The 11,406-nt window shown below is 59.6% G+C and carries 11 protein-coding genes and 4 tRNA genes; 5 read left to right on the top strand and 10 right to left on the bottom strand.

Translation table 11 applies throughout. From position 1 onward, the window contains the following. From QRN61_RS14730 to bamJ, 6 genes are all read right to left on the bottom strand, one after another. Window positions 1-1,764: DUF6531 domain-containing protein (locus QRN61_RS14730; protein ID WP_285374084.1), on the bottom strand; the 1,764-nt coding region annotated here is incomplete at its 3' end. Between the two features lie 248 nt (window positions 1,765-2,012). Then, window positions 2,013-2,411, bottom strand: coding sequence for an SEL1-like repeat protein (locus tag QRN61_RS14725; protein ID WP_098967903.1), 399 nt, complete (start codon window positions 2,409-2,411; stop codon window positions 2,013-2,015). Continuing rightward, window positions 2,412-2,783 carry a hypothetical protein gene (locus QRN61_RS14720; RefSeq protein ID WP_003223109.1) on the bottom strand — a complete coding sequence of 124 codons (372 nt, stop codon included), beginning with the start codon at window positions 2,781-2,783 and terminating at the stop codon, window positions 2,412-2,414. It abuts the gene before it with no gap. Further along, window positions 2,780-3,121: a helix-turn-helix domain-containing protein gene (locus QRN61_RS14715; protein WP_027613366.1), complete on the bottom strand. Its 342-nt coding sequence runs from the start codon at window positions 3,119-3,121 to the stop codon at window positions 2,780-2,782. The genes QRN61_RS14720 and QRN61_RS14715 overlap by 4 nt, the downstream gene beginning before the upstream one ends. A gap of 112 nt (window positions 3,122-3,233) precedes the next feature. Continuing rightward, complete coding sequence (locus QRN61_RS14710; RefSeq protein ID WP_027613367.1) at window positions 3,234-3,689, bottom strand: YkvA family protein; 456 nt, start codon at window positions 3,687-3,689, stop codon at window positions 3,234-3,236. A 294-nt stretch (window positions 3,690-3,983) separates the two neighbouring features. Then, the gene (bamJ, locus tag QRN61_RS14705) at window positions 3,984-4,700 is read right to left on the bottom strand and encodes a BamJ family beta-barrel-assembly machinery protein (RefSeq protein ID WP_007966725.1); all 717 of its coding nucleotides are present in this window, start codon (window positions 4,698-4,700) and stop codon (window positions 3,984-3,986) included. 270 nt (window positions 4,701-4,970) lie between these two features. Between bamJ and QRN61_RS14700 the strand changes: the two genes are divergently transcribed. Next, the gene (locus QRN61_RS14700) at window positions 4,971-6,779 is read left to right on the top strand and encodes a di-heme-cytochrome C peroxidase (protein WP_285374083.1); all 1,809 of its coding nucleotides are present in this window, start codon (window positions 4,971-4,973) and stop codon (window positions 6,777-6,779) included. Beyond that, window positions 6,776-7,942: a catalase family protein gene (locus QRN61_RS14695; RefSeq protein ID WP_502942614.1), complete on the top strand. Its 1,167-nt coding sequence runs from the start codon at window positions 6,776-6,778 to the stop codon at window positions 7,940-7,942. Before QRN61_RS14700 ends, QRN61_RS14695 begins: the two co-directional genes overlap by 4 nt. 218 nt (window positions 7,943-8,160) lie before the next feature. On the opposite strand, the gene QRN61_RS14690 is transcribed toward QRN61_RS14695, so the two are convergent. The 4 genes from QRN61_RS14690 to QRN61_RS14675 all read right to left on the bottom strand — a co-directional run bounded on the left by QRN61_RS14690 (window position 8,161) and on the right by QRN61_RS14675 (window position 8,704). After that, window positions 8,161-8,237, bottom strand: a tRNA-Asp gene (locus QRN61_RS14690). Window positions 8,238-8,256: 19 nt separating this feature from the next. After that, window positions 8,257-8,332, bottom strand: a tRNA-Val gene (locus tag QRN61_RS14685). A 200-nt stretch (window positions 8,333-8,532) separates the two neighbouring features. Then, window positions 8,533-8,609 (bottom strand) — tRNA-Asp (locus QRN61_RS14680). 19 nt (window positions 8,610-8,628) lie between these two features. Further along, a tRNA-Val gene (locus tag QRN61_RS14675) sits at window positions 8,629-8,704 on the bottom strand. Between the two features lie 159 nt (window positions 8,705-8,863). Between QRN61_RS14675 and rdgC the strand changes: the two genes are divergently transcribed. The 3 genes from rdgC (at window position 8,864) to sugE (ending at window position 11,333) form a co-directional block, all read left to right on the top strand. Beyond that, window positions 8,864-9,784, top strand: a complete 921-nt coding sequence (gene rdgC, locus QRN61_RS14670; RefSeq protein ID WP_003223096.1) for a recombination-associated protein RdgC — start codon at window positions 8,864-8,866, stop codon at window positions 9,782-9,784. Between the two features lie 149 nt (window positions 9,785-9,933). Then, the gene (locus QRN61_RS14665) at window positions 9,934-10,899 is read left to right on the top strand and encodes a bile acid:sodium symporter family protein (protein ID WP_096797726.1); all 966 of its coding nucleotides are present in this window, start codon (window positions 9,934-9,936) and stop codon (window positions 10,897-10,899) included. A 119-nt stretch (window positions 10,900-11,018) separates the two neighbouring features. Then, window positions 11,019-11,333 carry a quaternary ammonium compound efflux SMR transporter SugE gene (sugE, locus tag QRN61_RS14660; RefSeq protein WP_003223093.1) on the top strand — a complete coding sequence of 105 codons (315 nt, stop codon included), beginning with the start codon at window positions 11,019-11,021 and terminating at the stop codon, window positions 11,331-11,333. The last annotated feature ends 73 nt before the right edge of the window (window positions 11,334-11,406 follow it).

Here is an 11,406-nt window from a genome sequence, read left to right as displayed (position 1 = left end):
ACGGGCGTCGTAGCAATAACTGACCAGCGTTTGCTCGGTGCGCCAGCCATCAGCCTCAAGCACCTGGTAATCAACCGCGACCAGATGCGCCCGGTCGTAGCGCAACAACAACGACCGACCCGCGCCATTGTCCAGGCGGACAATCCGCTGCTGATGATCGCGAGAAACGATCAGACGATTGCCATACGCATCACTGACCGCCACCAGCCGCCCGGCACGAAAGTGATAAAACCGCGCCGCATCCCCGGCCAGCGCGAGGATCAGCTCCTCCGGCTCATCGCCGAGAAAAATCGCCGCCCGCGACAGGCTGTTGTGAATCGCCGGGCGCTCCACACTGGGCAACGGAAACCGCGTGCGGCGGTTCTCGTGATCGACCCAGATCACCCCCTCGCCATCGAACTCCAGCCGATGCGCCAGCGAATGACTCCAGCCAAACCCCAGCCCGACATCGATCTCCACCGCGCTGGTGCGATACAGCCGGGTGAACTCGAACGGCAACACCCCATCGAGCGTGCCGTCGGTCAGGGTCAGCAGTTCTTCGCCGGTAACCATCGACACCGGACAGCCGTTGGTGCAGGTCAACGGGGCGCAATCGGCGCTGTCGCCGTTGGGGTTTTGCGCTTGATCGGGAGCGTTATCGTGATGCTCGTTTTTCTTCAGGGCGGCATTGCGCTTCGCATCCCAGCGCAATTGCATGCGGCCCTTTTTCACCCCGGCGGCGATACCCCGCGCGGCGACAGTTTTGTACTGGTCGACGTAATGAATGAACGTGTTGACGATGCCGAACATCGCCTTGACCAGGCGTTTCACAACCGAGAGCAACTGGGCGGCGCGATCCGCCAGGCGTAGCGTCAGATAAGCGATCCCGGCGCCAGCCCCGACGAATGTCAACACAACGCCGATCAGCACATCGATCAGCACCTGCACGATCATCATCGACGCCGTTTCAGCGGTTTTGCCGGCGATCTGGCTGGGCGGCAGCATCTCCAGCCAGAGACTCGCCGCACGCAACAGCAAACACAGCGCCGCTTCATCACTGACCAGCAACTGCAGTTTCTGCATGACATCCGGAGCTGATTCTGCGAGATGAATCAGATCAGCCGCGCCGCTTCCCAGCCGCTCGGCAAATGCGCCTGGATCCTTGAGAATCTCCGACAGCATGCCGATGCTGTCCCATACCCCCTCGATCGCCGCCCAGCTCCCGGCGAGCATGCCGTTGCCCGCCGCCGTCGCCACCGACTGCGACCACTGCGGCTTGAACCCCTGCCACTCGCTGCGCAACCAGCCATCCAGCTCGCCGGTCAAGCCGTCGTAGGACTTGAACAGTGCCTCGATCTGCTCCGGGGTAACGTCGCTGTGCACCTGCACGCGATAAAACTTGCCTGGCGTACCGGTGAATGTTCCCCGGCCTTGCGCATCAAGTGCGACGGGGGAGGTTTGGCCATCATCCACCGCGACCACATCCACCACGATGTCGCCCAACGGAATGTCGTACACCGACTCAAATTTGCTCTCGATCGCCAGCACCCCGCTTTTCGGGCACTGCACGACGCCGGTGGCAAACTCACTGTCGCCCGTGCTGACCGCGGTGAGGCGATCACCGAAGCGGATAACCCGCTCCATGCCCATCAGCGACGGCAGGTCCGCCGCGTGGCTGACCTGGTCGGCCGCTGTGCTGAACCAATGCTCAAGCTGCTGGCGATAGAGGCTGAGGGTGTCGGGGAAGCTGTCGAGTTCCTGCTCGATACGGCTGACGGCTTCCATCAGCGCACGCGACGATGCGGGGTGGAATGAAAAACCGGGTCAAACATGAGCGTTCCCTCGCGCAAAAATTAGGCGCGGGGACTTTGCGGGGGATCAATCAGGAAAGAAGTCAGGCGAGTAGGTGTTTGCTGTAGGACTAATCCGCAAAAGGCTGATTACTACAAAAAACGTATAGCGATAAACGCAAACGTGGCGTGAGGTTTCCCTCACGCCACGTTTATCGAGCGATACAAAATGATTTACCGGGTTTAATCCCGAGCGCTCAACTCTTTGAGTTTGAGCTCGGCCAACGGGTGACCGGCCTTGGCTGCCAAGGTCCACCAGCGCGCCGCTTCGGCCGGATCCGGCGCTTTGCTCGGCGTACCGGCCAAGCTGATCACGCCGACCTGATAAGCCGCTTTGCCATCACCGGCAAGCGCCGCCAGACGCAACAGCCGCACACCCTCTTCGCGGGCACCCAGGCCAACCCCGCGAAACGTCAGAATGTGCCCATAAAAGCTTTGCGCGCCGACATCGCCAAGATTGGCCATGCGCGCAAACTGCCCTTCGAGCCAGCGCCAGCCCCTGGGCTGGCGGACAAACCACGACCAGTGAAACAGCCTGCGGGCCAACCAGTAACTGGCCGACGCCTTGAGTCGTAAGAACACTCAGGCCTCCGCCGATTCCGGGTACTCGTATTCGAACACCCTGACCACTTCCGACGCATGCCAGGAGGCAGCCGCGACGCCATCGGAGGGCCCGGAGAAGCGTCCCAGGCGCTCGACGCATTCAAAAAAACCGGTACGTGGCAAACGGCTGGCACCCTGGCTGATCACCAACGAACTACGCAACGGCTGTTCAGCCTTTGCGTCGAGTGCGGCCAGATGCTCAAGTGCCGCGGTCAGCGTCTGCATCGCCGGCGTCGGCAGTTGCAAACGTTCGAGCAAGGCTCGATAGGTCAACAGATGGCGCTGCCTGCGCGCTTGATCCAGCTCCCCGAGCAATCCGTCCCAATGTTGACGACTGATGCGTACGCTCACGATTCATCCCTCCAACCCGGCACCGTCAGTTCCCAGGCCAGGCTGCGACGAATCGCGGCGTCAGGTTGACGCTCGCCGCTTTCGATCATGGCCAGATAAGACGGGCTGATGCCTACCGTGCGGGCCAGCGCCTCAATGGCGATGCCCTTCCCTTCGCGCAAACTGCGTAGTTGATCCAGACCTGGAAGAATCGGGTCTGGCGTTGCGGCGGCCGGCGCTGGCGCCTGCTGCTGCGGTGTTTCGTTGATGCCTGCTGCTTTCAGTAGAGCCTGATACTGAACCCATGGCAGAACCGCATATTCGGGTTCGCCATCGCGTGCAATTATCTGAATATCCATGACTACCCCGTAGGACAACAACACTTAGCGAGTCGGCACTTTTCCCTAGAAGTGTAATCCTAACAGCGGCCAAGGTCGCGGGGGGTATCTATCTGTCTGCAGGCGGAGTGAATCAGGGCTTTTTCGGGCCCTGAAGCTGAAGTTGCTCAGGGGTATCAGGCAGGCGCTCGACCACCGCGAGTTTTTCCGGCTGCTGCCGGTTGCGCCAGAGCCGAAAAGCATTGAGCTCATCGTCGAGGGTTTTCATCAGCCAGGCCAGAACGGCGATGTCATCGAGCATACCGAACACCGGGATGAAATCCGGAATCGCATCCACCGGGCTGAGGAAGTACATCAGGCCCGCCACCACCGAGACGATGGCTTTCGGGCTGATCGCTCGGTATTCGCCACGCCAGTATGCAAGACACAGTGCCTGGAGCAAACGCAGATCTTCCTTGAGTTTGCCAAGGCGATTGCCTTGCGCCGCTCCTTTGCTCGCCACCGCGAACAACAGGGTCGGCAGACGCCCACGCGCCAGCAATCGACCGGCGAGGGGCAGAAATCGGGCGAAATTCCACGGCGCTTTCATCTATTTCTCCCGTTGAAATGTTATCCACACAAATTGTGGATAACCTTGTGAACAGAGCTGCATTTCAGCGCTGAAAGCCCCGTTTTATAAGGGCCGCGCTCAGATCGGGCGTTTTTTACTCACATAAAAAACCCCAATATTTCATTGACTTGGCGGCTCAGGGCGTCTAGCGCTGGCAGCCTCAATCTCTAGGACTGCTGTAAGCGCCATCCGTTCGCTCTGTTTACCGCCAGCATCGTCCAGATGCAACAACGCCCCGCATATGCGAGGCGTTGTCTTCGAAGCTACAGCCGATTACTTGGCGGCGGCGTCTTCTTTGGCTGGATCCTTGATGGCCAGCAGTTCCAGGTCGAAGACCAGCACCGAGTTGGCCGGGATTGCCGGGCTTGGCGATTGCGCGCCGTAAGCCAGATCGCTAGGGATGTACAGTTTGTACTTCTCGCCAACGTGCATCAGTTGCAGACCTTCAACCCAACCCGGGATCACGCCGCTGACCGGCAGATCAATCGGGCTGCCACGTTCAACAGAGCTGTCGAACACGGTGCCGTTGGTCAGCTTGCCGGTGTAGTGAACAGTCACGACGTCGGTAGGCTTAGGCTGTGGGCCGTCGGCTTTCTTGACCACTTCGTACTGCAGACCGGAAGCGGTGGTGGTGACACCAGGCTTCTTGCCGTTTTCTTCGAGGAATTTCTTGCCAGCGGCTGCCGACTCTTCGCTCATCTTGGCCATACGCTCTTCAGCACGCTTTTGCAGCGCGGCGAAGGCTTCGACCAGTTCTTCGTCTTTCAGCTTCTGTTCTTTCTTGCCGACGGCATCTTCGATGCCCTGGGCTACCGCTTTGGAGTCCAGATCATCCATGCCTTCCTGAGCAAGGCTCTTGCCCATGTTCAGGCCGATACCGTAGGAAGCTTTTTGCGCCGGGGTTTTCAGCTCTACGCTGGTCTGCGAATCACAACCCGCGAGGACCAGGCTAACCAGGGCTACCGCCGCCGCCAACCGATGCTGTTTCATGCTATTTCCTTGTTCATGCGCCGAAAGGGCAATCGAGTAAAGCCGCGAGCTTATCAGGCCGCCACGACCAATGGCTACCGGCATGAGAGCAGGAAATGTCCGATAAGTTCAGGGATTAAAACGCATTCGGGCCAAGGGACGATGAAGCTTCTGTCATCTGGAGCTGACAAGGGCTGATGAGACTTCCTACGACAGTTGGCGTAATGGCCACTTGCCGCACCTGCAACAGCTGAGGCATAACAAGGCAACAACTCGACAAGGATGTTTATCTTGCGCCTCTTATACCGTGTGCTGGCACTGATCATTGTGCTGCTGGGCCTCGCTCTGGCAGTGATTCTGTACTACGTCGCCTACCCGAAACTGCCCTTCTATACCCCGGCCCAACAGGTGCATTACCTGCAGCAGTGGAGCGAGGAGGAACGCCAGACTTACTACTTCACGCCGCAGGGCACACAGGTCAAAGGCCTGCGCTATGAGTGGTTCGAGGCGCTGGAACTGCCCTTCTCGCAGCAGCGTTTCGCGTCCCCGGAATACCTCGCACGCTTCGGTTTTCTGGTTGATCCACAGCAGAAAGCCACGTCGAACAACCCCGGCAATCTGCCGGTCGGCTTTGCCCGCCACGCGAATCCCGGTGGCAGCGAGCAATATCTCGATATCACCTGCGCTGCTTGCCACACTGGTGAATTGCGCTTCAAAGGCCAGGCCGTGCGAATTGACGGTGGTTCGGCGCAGCATGTCTTGCCTTCCAGCGTTCCTACATTGCGCGGTGGCAGTTTCGGACAAGCCTTGGTCGCGAGTCTGGCCTCGACTTACTACAACCCATGGAAATTCGAACGCTTCGCCAGAAATGTTCTGGGCGATGATTACGAGGCGCGCCGCGAACAACTGCGCAAAGACTTCAAGCAATCGCTGAACACCTTCCTCAAAGTCGCCTGGAACGACACGCATCGCGGCCTCTACCCTACCGAAGAAGGCCCGGGCCGCACCGACGCATTCGGCCGTATCGCCAACGCCACCTTCGGCGACGCGATCTCCCCCACCAACTACCGCGTGGCCAATGCACCGGTGGACTACCCGCAACTGTGGGACATGTGGACGTTCGACTGGGTGCAGTGGAACGGCTCGGCGCAGCAACCGATGGCGCGCAATATCGGTGAGGCACTGGGGGTCGGCGCCACGCTGAATTTCTTCGACAACAACGGCCAGCCGCTGCAGGGCGATGCGCGTTATGCCTCGAGTGTGCGCGTGCGCGATCTGCACCAAATCGAAGAAACCCTGCAACGCCTGCAACCGCCGGCCTGGCCGGAGGATGTTCTGGGCGCCATCGACAAACCGCTGGCCGCCGAGGGCCGCGCTCTGTTTGAGGAGAACTGCGCCGGTTGCCACGTGCCGCGCAAGACCCAGGAGGGCGAACGCTGGGTGCAGCATTTGCACATGCTGCCGGTGGAGGTGATCGGCACCGATCCGAATGCGGCGACCAACATTGCCAACCACCGTTTCGACCTGACGCCGCTGCAATGGGATCTGAAGGAGCTTGAGCAGATGGATGTGAAGCTACATCCAACGCCCAAAGAGCCATTGGATCTGAGCCAGCTATCGGTGGCCAAGGGCCTGGCTTACGTCACCGCATTCGTCGAAAACCGCGCTTATCGCGAGGCTGGTGTCACCCCTCAGGAAAAGCCAAAACTTGATGGCTTCGGTCTGCCGATCGGCGTGCGCGAAAAGGTCGCCTACAAGGCCAGGCCGTTGGCCGGTATCTGGGCCACCGCGCCGTTTCTGCACAACGGTTCAGTACCGAGCCTTTATCAACTGCTGTCACCGCAGGATGAGCGTGCCACAACGTTTTATAAAGGTTCGTTCGAATACGACCCGCGTCATCTGGGCTATCGCACCGAAGCCTTTACCAATGGTTTCCTGTTCGACACGCGAATTTCCGGCAACCACAACAGCGGTCATGAATTCCGCGCCGGCGAGCGTGGCAATGGGGTCATCGGCCGACTGCTGCAACCAGAAGAACGCTGGGCCTTGCTGGAGTACCTGAAAGTACTGGGCGGACCGTTGGAGGCGCAATTGCCATGATGATCAACCCGTACAAAAGACCGTCGATGTTCGCCCGCGTCTGGATGTGGCTGGGGCGTCTGCTGGGCACAGCCCTGCTGGCATTGCTGATTGTCGGCCTGCTGGGCTGGGCCATCGCCAGCGCGTGGTTCGCCTGGCAACACAGAGGTCCGGTGTCAGCGCAGGAACAGGTTCCCGCCGGTGAAGCAGCGATGACCCAGGACGTGATCCAGACCGCCGTACGCATCGTCGATCAACATCGCGAAAGCACGCGTTATCTGCGCGACGCGCATGCCAAGGCCCATGGTTGCGTGAAAGCCGAAGTGACGGTGTTGCCGGAACTGGCACCAGCGCTGCGCCAAGGGGTGTTCAGCGAACCGGGCAAAACCTGGCAGGCGATGATTCGCCTGTCCAATGGCAACGCCTACCCGCAGTTCGACAGCATCCGCGATGCCCGGGGCATGGCAATCAAACTGCTCGATGTGCCCGGCAAACCATTGCTGGGCGACCGTCAGCAGCGCCACGAGCAAGACTTCGTGATGTTCAGCCACCCGAACTTCTTTGTCAGCGATGTCGCCGAGTATCGTCAGAATGTGGCGGCTCAGGCTGACGGCAAAAAGATCATGGCGTTCTTTCTTGGCTGGGATCCGCGCAACTGGCAGATCCGCCACCTGTTCATCGCCTTGGCGACCCTGGCGCCGCCACCGAACAGCCCGACGGCGACCACGTACTTTTCGGTATCGCCCTACAAATTCGGGGAGGCCAATGCGAAGTTTCGAGTCGCGCCGGATCCGGACAATTGCCCGGCGTATGCCCTGCCCCCGCAAAACCACGACCTGCCGAATTTCCTGCGCAGCGCCTTGAACCAGCAACTGTCGACGGATCGGGTGCCAGCGTGTTTTGTGTTGCAGATTCAGCGCCAGGACGCGAACAAGTACATGCCGATCGAGGACACCAGCATCGAATGGCGCGAACAGGATTCACCGTTCGAAAGTGTGGCGCGAATCACCCTGCCTGCGCAGGACTTCGACACACCGGCATTGAATCTGGAGTGTGACAACCTGTCGTTCAACCCGTGGTTTGGTATCGAAGCGCACCGACCGATTGGCGGGATCAACCGCTTGCGCAAAGCGGTGTATGAGGCGGTGAGCGATTATCGGCATAGCCGCAATGCTGAACAGTGAGAAGACGAGGAGATGATTTGTGGTGAGGGGATTTATCCCCGATGGGATGCGAAGCAGCCCCAGCTTCAAGATTTTGGGCCTGCTGCGCAGGCCATCGGGGATAAATCCCCTCGCCACACAGGCATTGCAGAAATGCTCAAATCGCAGACAGCAAAAAGCCCGCACTTGGCGGGCTTTCTGTGGTGACCTGGCGTTCAGTGGGTCCAGGTGACCGAATATGGCGCAGCGGACGGGACTCGAACCCGCGACCCCCGGCGTGACAGGCCGGTATTCTAACCGACTGAACTACCGCTGCGCGAAACGCTTGAAACGAATGGTGGGTGATGACGGGATCGAACCGCCGACATTCTGCTTGTAAGGCAGACGCTCTCCCAGCTGAGCTAATCACCCTTCGCTTCGTTACGGGGCGCATTATGCCACAAGTTTTCGTAATGTGTTGATTTAATTGAAGTTTTTTTCAAAAAAAATCCGAAAACCGGTGAAACGACACAAACCCGATGGAACAAGGTACAAACTTGAGACAGAAAAAAACCCGCTTCAGCGGGTTTTTCCGTGGTGACCTGGCGTTCAGTGGTCCAGGTTACCGAATATGGCGCAGCGGACGGGACTCGAACCCGCGACCCCCGGCGTGACAGGCCGGTATTCTAACCGACTGAACTACCGCTGCGCTAAACACTTGAAACGAATGGTGGGTGATGACGGGATCGAACCGCCGACATTCTGCTTGTAAGGCAGACGCTCTCCCAGCTGAGCTAATCACCCTTCGCTTCGGTGTGGCGCGCATTCTACGGAGCGACCCAACCTCTGGCAAGCACTTTTTTAATTAATTTTCTCAGGCCTTCCAAAGGCTTAGAGAAGGGTTGGCCTATGACCCGGCGAAGACAATAATGCCCCCCTTTGTATAAAGGAGAGACTCACCCCATGTGGTTCAAAAACCTGCTTATCTATCGCCTGACCCAAGACCTGCCTGTCGATGCCGAGGCGCTGGAAACTGCACTGGCCACCAAACTGGCGCGTCCATGTGCAAGCCAGGAGTTGACCACCTACGGTTTCGTCGCGCCGTTCGGCAAAGGCGAAGATGCGCCACTGGTGCACGTCAGCGGTGACTTCCTGCTGATCGCTGCGCGTAAAGAAGAACGCATTCTGCCGGGCAGCGTCGTGCGCGATGCGGTCAAGGAAAAGGTCGAAGAGATCGAAGCCGAGCAGATGCGCAAGGTCTATAAGAAGGAACGCGATCAGATCAAGGATGAAATCATCCAGGCGTTCCTGCCGCGCGCCTTTATCCGTCGTTCGTCGACCTTCGCCGCGATTGCGCCGAAACAGGGCCTGATCCTGGTCAACTCGGCCAGCCCGAAACGTGCCGAAGACCTGCTTTCCACCATGCGTGAAGTGCTCGGCACCCTGCCCGTGCGTCCGCTGACCGTGAAAACCGCACCGACCGCCGTGATGACCGAGTGGGTGACCACCCAGCAAGCCGCCCCGGACTTCTTCGTTCTGGACGAATGCGAGCTGCGCGACACCCATGAAGACGGCGGCATCGTGCGTTGCAAGCGTCAGGATCTGACCAGCGAAGAAATCCAGCTGCACCTGAGCACCGGCAAAGTAGTCACCCAATTGTCGCTGGCCTGGCAGGACAAACTGTCGTTCATGCTCGACGACAAGATGACCGTCAAACGCCTGAAGTTCGAAGACCTGCTGCAGGATCAGGCGGAACAGGACGGCGGCGACGAGGCTCTGGGCCAACTGGACGCCAGCTTCACCCTGATGATGCTGACCTTCGGCGACTTCCTGCCGGCACTGGTGGAAGCGTTGGGCGGTGAAGAGACTCCGCAGGGGATCTAATCCTGACGAGTTTCAAAACTGTGGGAGCGAGCCTGCTCGCGAATGCGGAGTGACAGTTAACATTAATGATGTCTGGCACGCCGCTTTCGCGAGCAGGCTCGCTCCCACAATTGTTTTTGTGGTGTTCATTCAATAATAAGGATCGGGCCATGCGCGCACTGGCTGCACTCAGCCGCTTTGTCGGCAATACCTTCGCTTACTGGGTTCTGATTTTCGCCGTGATCGCGTTCCTGCAACCGGCGTGGTTCCTCGGCCTCAAAGGCGCAATCGTGCCGCTGCTGGGGCTGGTGATGTTCGGCATGGGCCTGACCCTCAAACTCGATGACTTCGCTGCCGTCGCCCGCCATCCGTGGCGCGTGGCTTTGGGCGTGGTCGCACATTTCGTGATCATGCCCGGCGTGGCGTGGTTGCTCTGCCAGATCTTCCACCTGCCGCCGGAAATCGCCGTCGGGGTGATTCTGGTCGGCTGCTGCCCAAGCGGCACCTCCTCCAACGTCATGACCTGGCTGGCCCGCGGCGATCTGGCACTGTCGGTGGCGATTGCCGCTGTCACCACCCTGCTCGCTCCGCTGCTGACCCCGGCATTGATCTGGCTGCTGGCTTCGGCGTGGTTGCCGGTTTCGTTCATGGAATTGTTCTGGTCGATTCTGCAAGTGGTGCTGCTGCCGATCGTGCTCGGCGTGGTCGCGCAACGCGTGCTCGGCGACAAGGTGCGCCACGCGGTGGACGTGTTGCCACTGGTGTCGGTGGTCAGCATCGTGATCATCGTCACCGCCGTAGTAGCTGCCAGTCAGGCGAAGATTGCCGAATCCGGGCTGCTGATCATGGCCGTGGTGATGCTGCACAACAGCTTCGGCTACCTGCTGGGTTACTTCACCGGACGTCTGTTCAAGCTGCCACTGGCGCAGCGCAAGTCGCTGGCGCTGGAAGTCGGCATGCAGAACTCGGGGTTGGGCGCGGCCTTGGCCAGCGCGCACTTTTCGCCGCTGGCGGCGGTGCCGAGCGCGTTGTTCAGCGTCTGGCACAACATTTCCGGGGCGTTGCTCTCGACGTACTTCCGGCGCATGAGCGAGAAAGAAGACCGTGAGGCGCTAGCGCAGCAGCCGGCCGACTGACCGGCAAACTTGATCCCCGGATTAATGCTCGGCAGACTGTTGCGTTACGCGGGGACGACCCTGCGGCTCGATCGAGTTATCAATCTGGGGACGGCCCCGTCAATCGATGGAGGTCTCTTATGTCCTGGATCATTCTGTTTTTCGCCGGCCTGTTCGAAGTCGGCTGGGCCGTCGGCCTGAAATACACCGACGGCTTCACCCGCCCGCTCCCCACCGTCCTGACCGTTGCGGCCATGGCCATCAGCCTTGGCCTGCTGGGTCTGGCAATGAAGGAATTGCCGCTGGGTACGGCTTATGCAATTTGGACCGGGGTCGGCGCCGTGGGCACGGTGATTGCGGGGATCATTCTGTTTGGCGAGTCGATGGCATTGATTCGGCTGGCCAGTGTGGCGTTGATCATTACCGGGTTGATTGGCCTCAAGGTCAGCGCTTAAGCAACTAGCGCTTTCGCGAGCAGGCTCGCTCCCACACTGGAGTGCATTTCAAATGTGGGAGCGAGCCTGCTCG

The organism is Pseudomonas sp. lyk4-TYG-107, from assembly GCF_030209055.1.
Lineage (GTDB): Bacteria > Pseudomonadota > Gammaproteobacteria > Pseudomonadales > Pseudomonadaceae > Aquipseudomonas > Aquipseudomonas putida_A.
The sequence above is the reverse complement of the archived record's forward strand: the minus strand, read 5'-3'. Positions and strand labels throughout refer to the sequence as shown.